This window comes from Mucilaginibacter sp. A5337 (assembly GCF_059690695.1).
Genome location: NZ_JCAWEC010000001.1, coordinates 686,191 through 702,654 on the forward strand (window position 1 = coordinate 686,191; position 16,464 = coordinate 702,654).

General features: G+C 39.5%; 11 protein-coding genes. 3 read left to right on the plus strand and 8 right to left on the minus strand.

Annotated features, from left to right (window positions below):
* Positions 1–17 precede the first annotated feature (17 nt).
* From AC59JO_RS02795 to AC59JO_RS02810, 4 genes are all read right to left on the minus strand, one after another.
* Positions 18–3,233 (minus strand): SusC/RagA family TonB-linked outer membrane protein, encoded by a 3,216-nt coding sequence (locus AC59JO_RS02795; protein ID WP_497303260.1) that lies wholly within the window; start codon positions 3,231–3,233, stop codon positions 18–20.
* 171 nt (positions 3,234–3,404) lie between these two features.
* A complete protein-coding gene (locus AC59JO_RS02800) occupies positions 3,405–6,263 on the minus strand; it encodes a glycosyl hydrolase (protein WP_497303262.1) in 2,859 nt (952 codons plus the stop codon).
* A 13-nt stretch (positions 6,264–6,276) separates the two neighbouring features.
* Positions 6,277–7,497 carry an oligogalacturonate lyase family protein gene (locus AC59JO_RS02805; protein WP_497303264.1) on the minus strand — a complete coding sequence of 407 codons (1,221 nt, stop codon included), beginning with the start codon at positions 7,495–7,497 and terminating at the stop codon, positions 6,277–6,279.
* Positions 7,498–7,535: 38 nt separating this feature from the next.
* The gene (locus AC59JO_RS02810; protein WP_497303266.1) at positions 7,536–8,879 is read right to left on the minus strand and encodes a rhamnogalacturonan acetylesterase; all 1,344 of its coding nucleotides are present in this window, start codon (positions 8,877–8,879) and stop codon (positions 7,536–7,538) included.
* Positions 8,880–9,121: 242 nt separating this feature from the next.
* Between AC59JO_RS02810 and AC59JO_RS02815 the strand changes: the two genes are divergently transcribed.
* Positions 9,122–10,153, plus strand: coding sequence for a GntR family transcriptional regulator (locus AC59JO_RS02815; protein WP_091211124.1), 1,032 nt, complete (start codon positions 9,122–9,124; stop codon positions 10,151–10,153).
* Here the strand turns inward: AC59JO_RS02815 and AC59JO_RS02820 are convergent.
* Positions 10,148–11,155, minus strand: coding sequence for a GntR family transcriptional regulator (locus AC59JO_RS02820; protein WP_413669113.1), 1,008 nt, complete (start codon positions 11,153–11,155; stop codon positions 10,148–10,150). The genes AC59JO_RS02815 and AC59JO_RS02820 overlap by 6 nt on opposite strands.
* 530 nt (positions 11,156–11,685) lie before the next feature.
* On the minus strand, positions 11,686–11,946 hold the full coding sequence (locus tag AC59JO_RS02825) for a hypothetical protein (protein ID WP_497303269.1): 261 nt from the start codon (positions 11,944–11,946) through the stop codon (positions 11,686–11,688).
* Between the two features lie 153 nt (positions 11,947–12,099).
* On the opposite strand from AC59JO_RS02825, the gene AC59JO_RS02830 reads away from it, so the two are divergent.
* Positions 12,100–12,282: a helix-turn-helix domain-containing protein gene (locus AC59JO_RS02830; protein WP_497303860.1), complete on the plus strand. Its 183-nt coding sequence runs from the start codon at positions 12,100–12,102 to the stop codon at positions 12,280–12,282.
* Between the two features lie 129 nt (positions 12,283–12,411).
* Positions 12,412–13,107, plus strand: a complete 696-nt coding sequence (locus AC59JO_RS02835) for a hypothetical protein (protein WP_497303271.1) — start codon at positions 12,412–12,414, stop codon at positions 13,105–13,107.
* Between the two features lie 154 nt (positions 13,108–13,261).
* Here AC59JO_RS02835 and AC59JO_RS02840 read toward each other — a convergent pair whose 3' ends face one another.
* Positions 13,262–14,551, minus strand: coding sequence for a 5-methylcytosine restriction system specificity protein McrC (locus AC59JO_RS02840; protein WP_497303273.1), 1,290 nt, complete (start codon positions 14,549–14,551; stop codon positions 13,262–13,264).
* The gene (locus tag AC59JO_RS02845) at positions 14,544–16,418 is read right to left on the minus strand and encodes an AAA family ATPase (RefSeq protein WP_497303275.1); all 1,875 of its coding nucleotides are present in this window, start codon (positions 16,416–16,418) and stop codon (positions 14,544–14,546) included. Before AC59JO_RS02845 ends, AC59JO_RS02840 begins: the two co-directional genes overlap by 8 nt.
* Positions 16,419–16,464: the final 46 nt, after the last annotated feature.

Genomic DNA, 16,464 nt, shown 5'->3' on the forward strand with positions numbered 1-16,464 from the left:
TGATAATGTTGAAGTAATTAAAAAGTAACATTTAGCCCGAAAATCAATGATTTAGCTAATGGCAAGCCTCCGTAATCACCTGCCTCGGGGTAGTTACTGTCAGAGCTGATGGCTGTATTTTGCGCCTCGGGGTTTAAGCCTCCATAATATTTATCATGCCCAAAAAAGTTTTCGGCAGTAACATAAAGGCGTGCTGCTCCTAAAACTTTGGTTTTAAATATATTTTTAAGATCGTAACCCAATGTAATATTTCTAACCCTCACATAATCTGAAGAATACAACCAGTCGGTATTGGCTACGAAACCAAATGTAGAGTAGGCTTTGCTAACCCGGCCGGCCCCCTGGTTTTCAGGAGATCTCCAGCGGTTGTCATAGAATGCAGGGGCATTATCCGTAAAGCCCTGGCCAGTACGGGTGATGGCCCTGCCCAATAAAGAGTAAATTGATCCGCCGTTCTGGCCCTGAACTAAAACAGTAAGGTCGAAACCTTTCCAGCGTACTGTATTGGTGATACCCCAGGTATAAGTAGGGTTTGGATGACCAACTATTTGCTTGTCTGCCTCGGTTATTACACCATCGCCGTTCAGGTCCTGATATTTCGGATCACCAACGGTTTCACCTGTGCCATAGGTTGCCACATGGTTATCAATGTCTGCCTGTGTTAGGAAACCAATTTGTTTAACAACATAAATACTGTTTAAAGGCTGTCCTACCCGCAAAATGGCATCAGAAACATCAAATGAGTTTGGAATAATAATCTGTTTCTGGTTACCATAAAGGCTTACAATTTTGTTTTTATAATGACTGATATTAATTGATGTGCTCCATTGAACCTTACCAACTAAATTACGGCTGGTTAACTCTAGTTCCTGACCCACGTTACGTACCGAACCGGCATTACGCAGCTGGCTGCTAAAGCCAGTAGACTGAAGGATGGGTACATTCAGCAATAAGTCGGTATTCAATTTATTGTAGTAATCAAATGAGCCGGTTAAACGGTTGCTGAAAAACCCGAAGTCGAGACCTACATCATAAGTTTGTGATTTTTCCCATTTGATATCCGGATTCGGCAAGTTGCTTGGGGCCTGCCCTATAGCTAACGCCTGCGGCGAACCCAAAACATATCCGTATGAACCTATTTGTGAAATACTTCCGTAATCGGCAATACTGTTGTTACCATTTACGCCATAACTAAAGCGCAGTTTCAGATCGCTCATTACAGGCAGCCTTTTCATAAAGTCCTCCTGGATGATGCGCCAGCCTACCGATGCTGAAGGGAAAACGCCATATTTGGTATTGCCGCCAAATCTCGACGAGCCGTCCTCGCGCAAGCTTGCAGATAAAAGATACTTGTTCTTATATGCATACTGCGCGCGGCTAAAGTATGATACCAACACACTTTTAGTTCCGGTTGTGTTGCCGGTTACGTTGGCAGCAGCATTTAGGGTTTGAATAACACTACTGGTATAGCCGCCAACGGATGACAGCGTAGATTGATCTAAGCGATCTGTGTTGTATGACTGGCCTAATAATATACTCAGGCTATGGTTTGCGTGAATGGTGGTATTATAGGTAAGCGTATTTTCATTAACAAATGTTTGTCGTTTAAAAGTACTGTACGAACCTGAAGTATTAGCGGTAAGATTGGCGTTTGTAGATGCATTAAACGTTCGGGAAGCCAAAGTACCTGCAATTGTGTACGGCGTGTAACTGTTAGATGCATTATCAACATTATCAAGGTTAAGTGAACTTCTTAATGTTAAGCCTTTTATAATTTCGTATTCGGCAAATATGCTGCCCAGTGTACGGTATTTTTTGGTTTGCCCAACCTTGTTCTCCAATTTAGCTATAGGGCTGTTTGCCGAGTTACCCCAGGTGTATTGCCCGTTTTTAAACGCATTAGGGTATAAACCAACCGTATCTTCCTGTATGGGGCTATAGCTTAGCGCCTGGTGAAAAATATTATCTTTCCCCTCCACACCCGGATCCTGCGAAATTGAATAAGTAGGCGCTATGTTTAAACCTAATTTCAGGTTTTTGGCGATGCGCGCTTCCACATTGGCCCTGGCCGAGTAGGCTTTATAACCCAACCCTTTCACAAAACCATCCTGATTGGCATAGTTGCCCGAAATAAAATAATTTACAAATTCATTGCCCCCGCTTGCGCTTAAAGCCTGGTTTTGCATAGCTCCTTTTTGCTCAATGGCTTTCTGCCAATCTACATATTCTAAGCCCGGATGACCTGGCGTAGCCCATCTCGGATCAAGCATATAGGCCGAGCTAAAGGCACCGCCATTCAGCGCCTGGCGTTTTGCATTATCATCGCCGGCAGTTGCTCCCTGCGCGCCAAATTTGAGTACATAAGCAGCGTTGATCATTTCGGTAGCCCTGTCAATCCATTGGTCGCCATTGAGCATGGGCAGATATTTGGCTGCCGCGTTGTAACCGTAGTAAGCACTATAGCTAATTTTGGCCTTACCCGATTTTCCTTTTTTGGTGGTGATCAACACAACGCCATTTGAAGCTCTTGAACCGTAAATAGCCGCCGCCGCTGCATCCTTTAAAACCTGAATATCTTCAATGTCATTTGGGTTGATATTATCAAGCGGGTTTCCTGTGCTGAAACTACCACCGCTGCCTATTGCTGATACAGACAAAGGAAAGCCATCTATTACATACAACGGCTCATTACCGGCACTTATAGAGCCGCTTCCCCGTACATTAACGCTAAATGCTTTACCCGGTACACCCGTTGTTTGTTTAACGGTTACACCTGCCATCTGCCCAACAAGCGCCTGATCAACGCGCGTTACAGCCCGTTCGTTCAGGTTATCGGCTTTGAAAGTAGCCTGAGAACCGGTAACATTAGCGCGTTTTTGAGCACCATAACCGATAACCACTACTTCGTTCAGTTGCGATTCGGCTTCAGTTAAGGTAACATTGATGGTGTTACCGGAGCCTACGGTAACTTCTTTGGCGTCAAAACCAATCGATTTAAATATTAACACCTGCCCTGCGGCTGCTTTAATGCTATATTTTCCGTCGAGGTTAGAGGTGGTACCCGATTTTGTGCCTTTTATTTGCACAGAAGCAGCCGAAACCGGTTGGTGCTTGCTATCTGTAATGGTACCCGTAATGCTAAGCTGCTGTGCAAAAACACTGCTTGCCCCTGCCACATTAAAGAGCAGCAACAGCAATAGCATTTTACAAGAATGAATAAAAATTCTTTTCATAAAATCAAATTAAGGGGTTTACTGTTTGGTACAGTTTGGGTTATAATTGTATATACGAACTTATAAGTTAATTTCAACAACACCATCCTGTAGCATCCTGCTCAAATGCCTTAAAAACACAAAAAAAGGTGGCCAACATGACCACCTTTCTGAATTAAAACCCTTATATAATTACTTAACAAACAACGGCTTAACCGGCTCAAGTGTTACCGGACCAATCAGGCCGGAAGGCTTCGGATCCCAGTTTATAGCGGTAAAAAGCCCATCAGGCCCTTTAGAGCCGGGACTATGCGATTGGAAATTAGTGTTATAGAAGATCCGGTAAGGAATATGCTTCTTATCCATATCAATGATCCGGTTAACCATGAGGTTAGCAACCCTCACTTGCAACTGATTAACCGTCCTTAACTGTGCTGAAGGTATAGTAACTACATATTGCGGACCGAGCAGTGTAGCCAGCTTTTTACCATTGAGATAAACCTCTGCGTTTTCGTTAACCTTTCCCAGATCAAGCTTCCAGGCAGCAGCATTTTGAGCCGGCTTTTTGAAGGTGATGGTATAACTGCCCGTTCCGGAAAAAGCTTTGAGCTCTTCACCACCTAATTCTGTCCATGATTTAAGCTCTGCGGTTTTTATTGGCTGCGGCAATGTTGGGCCGCCTTCGGTAAAGCGGAGTGTCCATGTACCGTTAATTGGCACCTTGTTACCTGCAGCCTGATAATAAGTATATGCTGCTATTTGAGTTTTCACAGGCAGGGTTTGTAAAATGCAGCTTTGCCCCGGCGATAATTGCAGATACACGCCCGTTTTGCCATCGGCCGGCTTACGGCTTTTTGCCAGTCCGTAGTTTTTTGTCATAGGATCAAATACTACAACTGATGCCGCATTAGCGGATAGATCTACCCAGCCATCAACCTGGTTGCCTCCATTATTTGTTATAAAATAGCTGTTTCCATTTTTGTATGTGCGGCGTACAAATTGTAAACCATTATCGGTCATTTGCTCTCTGTTGATGCCCGCTTCGTCCAGTAATGAGGAAATATCATCGGCAATCAAAAAACGGCCTTTGCCAATTGTGGCAACTTTAACATCATTATTTCCAGCAGTAAAATTCAATCCGGCAACCAGGCTTTTAAACGTTTTTTCACGCTCCTGTAACCCTGTGTATCCGGGCACACCCGATGGAAGATTTTTATAAACCACTATTGTTGCCCCCGCCTTTGCCAGATCCACCATTTTATTAAGGGTTTCGAGCGGAATATATTTATTATCGGGCAAAAGGATTGTTTTGTAATTAAGCCCTCCGGTGAGCACGTAGTTGCCTGAACTTTGCAGGCCCATTATCTGCTTATCTGATATAAAATCAAATGTATAACCCTTTTTAAGCATTTCTTCGGCAGATGATTCAAAGCCTGTGCCCTTGAAATCAGGTTTCATGGCATCATAATGTTTGAGCAAGCCCCTGTCACCCGGTTCAGAGAAACTGTCAAATAATGGGTAATAAACCAACACATCATTATCGGGCTTTCCCTGCTGTAAAAACGACTGACAATTAGTTATATATTGGTTTAAGGTCGAAAAATCATTCCAAAACGGGTTGGTTTGATTAAAATGAACCGCCGCATAAAATAACCAGCCCGGCCATTGCGCATTTTGAGGCGAATAACTGATACCGTGATAAAAAATATGATTTACACCGCCTACAAAATATTTATCAATAGCCTGTTTAACATCTGCCAGGGACGATAAAAAATGATCATTAAGCCATGTTGCCGACTCGGATGATGCAAGAGGCTTACCCATTACGTGCGCCGCCGAGGTAGCAAATTTAAATCGCAGCACATCATCCCCTTCCGTTTCGGGAATATCAATAGCGGCATACAGATCCAATATATTTGATGGCGAACCATGTGATTGATTGCGGATCAATGCACCTTTTGTTTTGGCCCAGTCATGCCATGGTTTGGTAAAATCATCCAGCAACAGGTCGGATATGGTTTCGCGGTAGTCGCACAGGATGCGGCTATTGTTTTCCTTACTATCATTACCAAATAAAGCAGGCAGATGATCGCGCAGATCGTAATGGCGGCGCTTAATAAATTCATCAAAAAACAGCGGGGTAAAGTTTGATTGTCCGCGGGCATCATCCACCTCGTACGAATCATTAAAGTATGCCCTGATCCCGCTTAAATCCTGCGCTTTAAATGCTTCATCAAACTTAGCAAGGTAATGCCCCAGGGCCGGTTTTGAAAAATGGTCAATAACATAACCTTCTCCACCGGGAGCGGCACGCTCAACCATTTTACCATGCCAGCCCTGGAAAAGCCCGTATAGCTTCCATTCGCCGGCAGGTGCTATCCAGCTAAGGTTGCCGGCTGCATCAACTTTGTTTGTAAGGTTCAGCGTCTGCCCCTTGCCGTCATAAGCCATTAAAACAGTTAAAGGGATCCGTTTCTCAAACCGTACCTGGTCAAGAGCCATCAGCTGCAGGTTTTTATTGCTGCTAATAGGTTCAACCAGGTCTGTGATCTTTGGGGCCTGTCCATCGGCCCTCACCAGCGGCTGCTGTACAAATACCACAGGTTCGCCCAGTTTTTCACCACCTTTAACGTCGTAATTTTTCCAAAACAGCTCTTTACTGGCATCTTCATTGGTAACCCATGGGCCGCCGAAAGGCCAGCCGGTAGCATTAGCCAAATCAATCCCCATATTTAAGCGTTTAGCCTCCTGTAGCGTATACTTCAACATATCAACCCATTGCGGCGACAGGTATTGTATAAACTGGTTTTCGGCCCCCTTTACGCCATAAATCGGCGTAATTTCCAACCCACCTAAACCAGCGTTATGGTAGCTTTCCATATTCCAGGTAAGGTCTTTTTTATTTACCGCGCTGCCCTCCCACCACCAGCGGGCCCAGGGTTTGGTTTGTTCGGTTGCCGCAGGCCAGCCAATCTGGGCAGATGCTGTTTGGGCACCTGTTAACAGGACAAGTACAATAGCTATTTTAAAATTATGTTTGATCAATGACATCCTGTTTGGGGTATTAATGTTTGGCAATTTCTACAGCGTAAACGCCCTCATGACCTTCAAAATTAGCCCTGAAGATAATCCATTTTTCATCGGGCGAGAAATGCACATTGGGTTCCAGGTGATAATTATGATGTTTCATATTTACCAGTTTTTCTGATTTAAAACGGTCGCCGTTTGGCTTAAATAAATAGATCCACATGCCATCAGGAGCTTTAGCTACCTGCCCGGAATTGCCTCCGTCACCGGCAAATGTTTGCTCATCTTTAGTTACATTAAAGTGGATCGACCATTCGTTCCTGTCCATTTGATAAACACGATCTTCTTTTCCTGTTTTCATATTGATACCCGCCAAAAAGAAGGTTTGCCCCTTTGGTTTCTGCAAATCAAACCATTCGGTATTGCCCAGCGGCGAAAAAAACTCATGGCCGGCTATTTCATTTACCATGGTACGCTTATGCAACAGCTTGTTTTCGCCGGTTTTTATATTGATATTCCAGATCCGGTCGACTTTTTCCCAGGGGCCTTCATGGCAATAGGAAAGGTTATCAGGATCTGTGGGCGAAAAAAGCAGGTGATTTGTCCACTCGTTTTCCTGGTGTATTTGTTTTAGTGTTTTATGCTGAACATCAAGCACATATAAGGTATGTTGGATATGCGCGTCATAGATCCGGTTGAAGAAATCATGTTTTTCGGGGTATTTTGCCAGTATTTCACGTTCCTGTTCGCCGGTAGCCTTAACACAGGCCATGTACGTTCCATCGGCATTTACAGTACCAACCCTTCCCTTAAAATCCGGAGCAAAAGCGTAAATAAATCTCATTTTGTAGGTGTTAACATTTACAGCGAATATGCTGTCGCCGCTTTGATAAAATGCTTCGCGGGTTTTGGCGCAAACCATTTCGCCGGATACTTTTGTTCTGTTTGTTAGCTGGTCTATTTTCTGCGTTTTTAAATTAACCGTAAATAGCTGTTCCCCCTTATCCGTTTTGCCGTAAAATACCATCACATCACCTTCGTTCTTTATTTGAGGAACAAAGGGCGTATTATTGAAATAAAAGCTGCCGTTATCACTCTCGCGGTTCACCAAACGGACCACTTTATGACCTGTTTCACTATCGATCCACTGTGCAGGCATCGGTTTGGCACCTCCTGTTTCCATTACTTCCTGGGCTTTTACAGTAGTTAAGCCAAGCTGTAAAACAGCAAGCATCAATCCTACGAATCTTTTGTTCATTATCATTTTGTTAAGATTTTTATACCGTATATAAAAAGTCAATTTCCATCAGGTTTTATGGTGCTGTTTTTAGGGCTGGCCGGTAGGCTGAATGTTTCTACCGGATCAGGATGGGCAGGGTAAAAAGGCGGCGCATCAATAATATACTGTTCAATGGCCAGATGATTGTTTTTGATCCCTTCTATAACACATTTTGCAAGCTCATAGGCGCCATAACTGTTGAAATGGGTATTGTCGGCCAGATCCTTTGGCTGATTTGGGAACGAGTTTGCAGGATACCACACAAAGGCTTTTTTGGATCCCTCATTACCCAATGCCTCGTAAAACCTGGCGGACATGACATTAAGGTCTATCAGGGGAACATTCAGTTCTGCAGCAACTTTTCTTGCAGCGGCGGGATAGTCGCCGAGAGTATTCACTACTTTATTGCTATCATTGAAAGCACGGCGGCTTGTAGAAGTTACAATTACGGGAATGGCTTTTTTCTCGCGTGTTTTATTAACAAACAGCTTAAAACGTTCGGTATATGATTTATAGGCGCCATCCTCCGGGCCTTTTTCTTTCTGATCGTTATGGCCAAACTCAATAAACAGGTAATCACCCGGCTTAATTACACTCAGCACTTTATCTAAACGGTGACTATTTAAAAAACTGCCGAGACTCAGCCCTGATTCGGCATGATCGGCTATAGCCACACCCGGCTTGAAAAACCGGGTGATCATTTGCCCCCACGAACACCAGGGTTCATCATCCTGATCAACCACAGTTGAATTTCCGGCCAGGTAAACGGTTATCTGGTCATCCACTTTTTCTATCTCCAGGGCATCAACACAGGGTTTGGGACCGTTGAATTCAAGACTAAGCTTGTCGTCCCAATCGTATTTACCCAACTCGCGGGGTTTGAGCGCTACTTTACCGCCGGTGCTTATTTCGGGCTTACGAATATTGACGATGAAACTTAACTTTTTAACCGAGTTATTGGTCTTTACTTTTTCCAGCATCAGCCTCCGCGATTCGGCACGTATAGTAATATCGCCGTCGCCTTTGATATCGCCAACCGTTAAGGTAACCTTATAATTACCCTCGGGCACATTTACCGAAAAATAAAAAGGCTTATCACCGGTTATATACGCATCTGTAAGTTTCTTTCCATCCTGACGCGTTACGGCCCTTACTTCCGAGCCAAAATCAAATCCATAACCTTTAGCATCATTAAAAATATCATCAGGACTTACTTTCTGATAACCGGGTGCCGCCTCTCCGCCGCCAAAGTCAAATTTAAAGCTGGTTTTAACCGCCTGTGCAAAAAGCGGCACAGGTACGATAAACCGTAACAAAACACAAATAGCGCACAGCAATATCTTGTAAGGCAGCTTAATCATTATGGATATAATTTATCTGGTTATTTTGTCGGCTTATATGAGCCAAGGTTTATAATAGATAAAGTTATATCAAGCTGATACGAACGGCGTCCTGCACCATCCTGATTGAAGCCTGTCTTCTTGTAACAAATTCATCACTTTCAGGTATTTTTGGTAGTTGTTAGGCCTCCCTTGCCTTCTTCATTAAAAAGGGGACCTAATTTAATTATCTTTAAGTTTTTGCCAGCAGCCAATTCAATGTTATGAAGTCTTCACGATTTTTAGAATACATCTATATTGATTATTATTCATCTACCCCTAAATACATTCAGTTGGCCAACTCGATCATCAAAAGTGTACGCGAAGGAAAGTTGGTCATTAACGAAACGCTGCCATCTATTAACGAGTTAAACTGCAACTTTGAAATATCACGTGATACTGCAGAAAAAGCCTATAAACACCTCAAATCAATCGGTCTGCTTGGCTCTGTGCCCGGTAAAGGTTATTATATTAAAAACACCGAGGCCGGGCAGCAGTTCAAAGTGTTTTTAATATTCAATAAACTAAGCACCCATAAGAAACTGGTTTATGATGCTATAGTTGATGGTCTTGGCCATGAAGCGGCAATCGATTTTTATATATACAATAACGACTTTGAGTTTTTCAAGAAGCTACTTCAAAACAACAGTAATGATTATACCCATTATGTGATACTGCCCCACTTTATGCACGGCGGCGAAAACGTTCACGATATCATTAATACCCTGCCCAAAGAGAAATTGATCATACTTGATAAATTAGTGCCGGGAATAAAAGGCGATTTTGCTGCTGTGTATGAAAACTTTGAAAAAGACATTTATCTGGCCCTGGAAGAAGCCTTACCGCAGCTGAGAAATTATCATACCCTAAAGATCATATTTCCTGAATACACCTATTTCCCGGGCGAAATACTGAAAGGCTTTTTCAGTTTCTGTATTCAATATGCTTTTACTTACAAAGTAGTTCATGATATACAAGGTGAACCGATAAATGAAGGAGATGTATTCATTAACCTGATGGAAAACGACCTTGTGGTTTTGATTGAAAGGATCCTGGCTACAGAGCTAAAAATAGGTAAAGATGTTGGCGTGATCTCGTACAATGAAACCCCGCTGAAAAAAATCATCCTGAATGGCTTAACCACCATATCAACAGATTTTGAACGGATGGGAAAAATGACTGCGGAGATCATTAAAAATGGCTCCACTGGGCGTTATGAGGTGCCATTTTACCTAACGCTCAGGGCTTCATTATAGTGATTTTCTGATAATGATTTTGAAGGCGTTTTTAATAACAGCCGCTTTATTTTGCAACATCAATTCGGCCGTTTTCCTGCCCATCTCTTCAAAATCACTGGTAATAACGGTAATATCCAATAATTCTTTAAACACGGTTTCATTGAAAGATATAATCCCTATATCTTTCCCTAATTCATAACCGCTTGCCCTGGCACCTTTGATCAAATCGGCCAGATCATTTTCGGTAAGTGCAATATAAACAGTTCCTTTTTTAAGATCCTCTGCTTTAAAAGCATCTATTACCTCGAATTTCTTGTTGTTTTCGTCGCAAAACTGCATGATCCCATCCTTAATTTCAGGCGGATGATGACGATCCAAGGGATATATGATGATTAATTTTTCATATTTGGAAATCAGGTCGGCAACCACATTTAACGCGCCATAGATATCGTTACGAAAATCCTGGAATACAGCTGATTGCTTGGGTAGTTTGGGCAAATCTTTATCCAGCAATATCAACTGATCAATTGGGATCTTTTTTAAGATGTTTAGATATTCCTGCTCGTTACTATAGTCAAAAAAATGCGGCATTACCACATAGTAATGGTAATTTCCCAAATTAGCATCTATGCTTTCCTCAAGCAAAGCGGGATTGTAATGATGAATATGAAGATCGACCCTGGCCTTATCGCCTAAAGTACGTACGATGGTATCATAAACGGTTTTCTTATAAGAGCTTAACTTATTGAACAGCAAAAGCACTTTTATCCTCACATCCGGCTTACCAAGTACAAAATAGCCTTTGCCCGAAACCGACTGGATATAGCCATTGTTCTTAAGAATCATGTAAGCTTTTTCAATGGTATCCCTTGCTACACCGTGTTGTTTGCTGTAGCTGTTAATTGACAGCAGCTTTTCATTTTTCCGGTAAATACCTTTGTCAATATTCTTACTTATAGTTCCGACAATTTGCTGTACCAGGGATTTCGCCCCGTAATTAGCTCTTTGCTTTGTTTGCATTATGCTTTATTTATTATTGGTTTACAATTGTCGTTTAAACAATCCTTTAAATTTGTCAAAGCCGGTTACAAGCAATGAAAATATAAAATATGTTATTAAACTAAAATATTGGGATTAAGAAAGGGTGCCGGTATTTTTCTTTGTTAGCTGCTCAGGGCCTCATTTCTGTAAATTTATATATAATAAGGGCATTTAGAAGTGTTATGAGGATGGTAAAATTCAAATATCTTTATTGTCTAAATTTTAATGCTGGGATAATAAAAAAGAGTTGACTTTGGTGTATCACTTGCCGATACATTATGTAACCTATTGTGATTATCAATAGGTTACATGAGATACTGTGAAAGCAGTTGGAATGGGTGATATTTTAAAGGTTATTATAGGTGAATATCAGCTAAAAACTGTCAAATACTGCATGTCATTTATCGTCTTTCGATGTGTTTTTTACTAATCGAAAAAGAAGTATTACAACTCCTAAAATGATCATTATGACAGGGAAGGATAGTCCGGATTGTTCCATGATTATAAAATTATTTAATGTAAGCACCAACGATGTGAAGCGTCTTTGAATCCTCGCTACAACCTAAAACCGATTCTTCTTGCGGCCCAACGCTGGTTTCAAATTTATAGTCAACCGAACCATACTGTAAAACAAAAGTGATTTTCTCTGAGCCCGATGTGTTTTTTAAAATAGTACATCCTTTTTCGTCCTGACTGATACTTCCTTTAGATGCAGGGGTACATGAGCAAATAAAAATTGATAATGGAATTAATAAAATGAGTTTTTTCATTGTAATAGGTTTTAAAAACTATCCCAATATATAAAGATTTACCTACATATATATAGGTGATTAAAAAATATTCAATGTGTTTCTTGCACGTAGATGTCAAGAGCAAATTCAAAGTCAGAAATTGAATTATTTGTAATTAATAAGGTAAAGGAGATGCGAATAAAAGCAAACTTATCTCAAGCCGAATTAGCGATTAAACTTGACTTATCGGTGGGTTTTTTAGGACATATAGAGAGCCCTAAAAAACCTGCGAAATACAATCTTAATCATATTAATAAACTGGCTAAGATATTTAATTGCTCGCCTCGAGATTTCCTTCCTGAGAATGGGTTATAAACATTTCTGTGTGCTATGACTCGATTGTTTGATGAAAAATCTGGAGTTTATTAACATATAAAATACACATATTTTGTATGTTGTGAATACAACCGAAAATGACACTTCATTCCTTTAAACGTTTTTAGAATGCCATTAATTACACGTCTTGTAAATAATTCTCTTGGCTGGACAATGCCGTCTGGCACCGATTGTAAAGACATAAACCCGATGGCTCCATTATTTGAGGTTACTCATGGTTTTGGTTTTGAAGAATGGCTATTTGATAGCTCACAAAAGGTTTACTTGAATGAAACGGGCTACTATTTAGGCTATTTAGAGGGTTTAAACAATACAAAAAGTATTACACCAGAGTCAGCAGATCGTATATATTTATACACTGAGATATTTAAAAATGGATGTGAAATTTGCACGATTCAAACCAAAAGGATAGTTGGCTACCTGGATCATTGTAGTTTGATTACCGCTGAAGACATTCAATCTGTTGGCAAAGACTATGATGTTTTTCATGAGAAAATGAGACTTGAGCTGAAAAACTCACTAAACAATGATCCAAGGAAAGAAAAGGCATTACTCAGATTCGACTCTGAATTTGAAGCTAAAAATTTATTTAACATCAAATTCAGATCGGCAAATAGATTCTCCATTCCTCCTACCGGAAAAAATTGGGATTATTTAAAAGCGAATAGAGGCATCATCAATAAACTCAATAACGGCTTTATAATAGAAAGAATAGATGAACTTTTATTGGATACATATATATCAGTAAATGGCGGACATATAGATATATGCCTACAAAGATTTTTTAATATTTCAACAAATTAACCGTTGTTTATAATATAAATTAAAGTCAGCTTTTAAACTATTAGCTTTTGACTAACATCCATGAATTTAACTACAAGTTTATCAAGTTAATAATTCGCATGAGACATTTAATGACTTACTTCATGAGTTTTACCAAATCATTATATATAACGTTTCATTTCAAAGTCGGTAAGGCTATGGGGGTTTTGTAAAAATCTACAAACCCTTTGATTGGCGTTAACTTTAAGTCAGATGATAAAGATAAACTCTCTGTCTGATCTGGATATATTACCAAACAGTCTATGTTTTTTTCTTGCGATATTTCAAGTTCCTTATATACTTGTTCAAGTCTTGCATATCCGCTTATTTGTCTAATATCATTGATGTCGTAATGCCGCTGATATATCTGTTTATATTTAGCATCAATAACCATCTTATTTTTTGAGTCGTTCAAAAGAAAGTCAAGTTCATTCCACCTTGCAGTAAAATGATATTTTACATTGCTATAAAATTTATCTTTTAACTTAGAAAGAACATACAATTCAAATAACTTACTCATGTCAATCCAAAACGGCGGTGTTGAAACGGTATCGTTGTTACTAAGTGTATTAATATTATAACCAAATCGCCTTAGTATGAACTTCGATAGCTGAAGTACAGGTTGGTATTCTTTATAGAATACATTAGTATTAGCTTGCTTAACATCGCTTAACGATACGTCCTCAGATACACTTGTAAACGCAGGCATTATGTAACTATACAATTCGTTTATATAAGTTGACGCGTTGGGGATGCGAGAGACCGATAGATATCGTTGAATGAATACTAAGGTTCTTTTAATTAATCTGTTTTCAAGCCCGTTTATACCGAATTCATCAAAAGCACAATAAGCATTTGATGTTTTATTTTTGAGCAAATTCTGTTTAATAGTTTGCCCTACCAAAACCTTTCCCTTTATTTTACCGGTAAGATTCTCTGTAGTTTTATAATAGGACTTTTTTAAACCTTTACGCACTATCTCTTTTACTAACCCTAAAAAATGAATAATTAGTAAAGGAGTTAATAGATCTTGTTGCTGATTAATTTGTATTAATGGTTCATCTACTTTTATTTCGTACAAATCTGAAACATGGGTAGCGATATCAGGGTGCTTTAGCGCATTTATTAACATCTGCAAATAATCTGTTTGCTGATATTGATCGATAGCCGCCCCATCATTACCTGTAACAACTTTATTTAATTTAGGCTCAACATATATTGCTTGATTGGGAGAAATCCAATCGACACCTATGAAATATGAAAGTTGTATGAGATGTTCAAGTCCATCTTCAACAATCTCTACGCACCGGCATTGCTCATCTTTTTGTTTTTTAGAAAAATAATATTCGTATCTCGGCTTTCCGGAAATATCAATATTTGCTATCTTTCCGGAAAAATGTTCCCTGAAAATTAATAAATTACACATTCAAAGAGGCAATTTTATCTTTGGTTGAAATTTCTGTTGTACCTGTCAACAATATACCATCTTTCAAATATTCGTATAAAAGGGGTTTTATTTCATACTGTAATTTCAACTTTAATAATTCTTCAGTTTCAGCTAAAAAATAACTGTGTCCCAATTTAACTGCATCGGCTTCAAAATCTGCAGCAAGATATTTGTCGGTGAAAAGCTGACTAACATCGGAATAAAGCTGTATGGCCTTGGCTCTTAAGGCATCGTTTTTAATCACATCGCTAATCACTTTGTTAGAAGGCAATACATCTATAAAAGCAAATCTTCGACGTATTGCATAATCAATATGACTCACACTTCTATCTGCTGTGTTCATAGTACCGATAATATATAAGTTTGGTGGCAGAATTAAATCTCTTTTGCCATCTATATCATATATACTTTGCACATTTTCCCCTCTGTATTCCAAAGCATAGATTAACTCTCCCAAAACAGAGGGTAAATTCGCTCGGTTAATTTCGTCTATTATCAATACGAAGTTTAGCAGTTTAGGAACTAATGTACTTGCTACAAATGGCTTCTGAGTTTTTAAAAACTCTCTAAACATAGCTAATACTTTAATATAATAGCTGGAATGTTGTATAGCAAGACCTGATATGTCAGCAACTTGCTTTACTTCCTTTCTTGTGCTTATGTCACGCAGGTACATTTTTATGATATCTTGGTATTTCATTCTTAAACCTTTCTTATGGGGCCAGTTATCGCCCGTATATCGAAAGGCATCTTCTTCAACCTCAAATATGAACGCAGTGTTGTTGATTGGAATTTTAGAATTACTTTCTAACTGAATTTGCAAACTATCGGCATACGCTTGCATCATCTCATTAGTCCATCGCTCTTTTGAAACAACTACATGATCTTTTTGGTTATCAATCCAATTCTTGTAAGCACGAGAGGCAAAATCACCCAAAATTTTGTTTTTGGCTACGTATTCTATTTCGCCTTCATTAGCTTCAACTACAATTCCTCTTACAAAATCTTCGTAACTATAGGCAGGATGGAATTGTACAAGTTCAAGATTTGCTTTAGATTTTGCTTCAAGTATATATATCGCAGAAGCCAAAATGTATGGCCCTACATTAGAATTATACTTAGTTGGATCGGGATTTATATACTCGTTATTATTAACACATTCTATTATTCTGTCTAAACTCAAAGGATAGGTAGCTCCAGTGCTCAAAAGGGTTACCCTAACACTACTATTTACTTCTTTTACCTGAAATTCGTACTTCTCCTTTACTGTTTTTAAGATAGTTCCCTCTTTAAGGTTTGTCTTAATGTCCTCTTCGCTTATTTTTAAATGGAAATTTTCTGCAACCAGCCTTTGTCCAATCTCTTTAGCTAACCGAGTTTTTCCTGTTCCAGGTGGGCCTTGTAAGATAACCTGATGTTTGTATTTTAACAATTGTATATATTGATCCATTGCTTGCTCTTGTTTATACTTTTTAAATAATTCCTTGGCTGATTCGATGATTTCTGCTTTATGAATTTGACATATTCCATCCTGTGTTTTGTATTGAAAGTAATCTTCTTGGCGCAAAATGATCCAATCTGCTTTGGCGTATAAAACGTTAGGATCAAAGTCGATATGGTATTCATCAAAATCTGCTTCCAATGACGAATCTGTAGTTACGGGCTTCACGTCTTCAAGTAATTTGGTGATAGCTTTTATTGTAAACCCTTTAGCTATGATAACAAAATCACCTCTTTTAGGGTGACCATCATTTGTATGGCTAAGTGCTATGTTTTTTTCTTTAATCAAATCGAAAAAATCAGGCGCACCTTTGCCCCAGATTGTACCTAATTTCCAAACATTCATTTTTCTGTATAAATTCTAATAAGTTTTAAGTTCGAGGTTAAAAAAG

Excerpts from the sequence above, each read along its gene's own strand:
- AC59JO_RS02795 (WP_497303260.1), bottom strand. The coding sequence starts at position 3,233 with ATGAAAAGAATTTTTATTCATTCTTGTAAAATGCTATTGCTGTTGCTG.
- AC59JO_RS02800 (WP_497303262.1), bottom strand. The coding sequence starts at position 6,263 with ATGTCATTGATCAAACATAATTTTAAAATAGCTATTGTACTTGTCCTG.
- AC59JO_RS02805 (WP_497303264.1), bottom strand. The coding sequence starts at position 7,497 with ATGAACAAAAGATTCGTAGGATTGATGCTTGCTGTTTTACAGCTTGGC.
- AC59JO_RS02810 (WP_497303266.1), bottom strand. The coding sequence starts at position 8,879 with ATGATTAAGCTGCCTTACAAGATATTGCTGTGCGCTATTTGTGTTTTG.
- AC59JO_RS02815 (WP_091211124.1), top strand. The coding sequence starts at position 9,122 with ATGAAGTCTTCACGATTTTTAGAATACATCTATATTGATTATTATTCA.
- AC59JO_RS02820 (WP_413669113.1), bottom strand. The coding sequence starts at position 11,155 with ATGCAAACAAAGCAAAGAGCTAATTACGGGGCGAAATCCCTGGTACAG.
- AC59JO_RS02825 (WP_497303269.1), bottom strand. The coding sequence starts at position 11,946 with ATGAAAAAACTCATTTTATTAATTCCATTATCAATTTTTATTTGCTCA.
- AC59JO_RS02830 (WP_497303860.1), top strand. The coding sequence starts at position 12,100 with ATGCGAATAAAAGCAAACTTATCTCAAGCCGAATTAGCGATTAAACTT.
- AC59JO_RS02835 (WP_497303271.1), top strand. The coding sequence starts at position 12,412 with ATGCCATTAATTACACGTCTTGTAAATAATTCTCTTGGCTGGACAATG.
- AC59JO_RS02840 (WP_497303273.1), bottom strand. The coding sequence starts at position 14,551 with ATGTGTAATTTATTAATTTTCAGGGAACATTTTTCCGGAAAGATAGCA.
- AC59JO_RS02845 (WP_497303275.1), bottom strand. The coding sequence starts at position 16,418 with ATGAATGTTTGGAAATTAGGTACAATCTGGGGCAAAGGTGCGCCTGAT.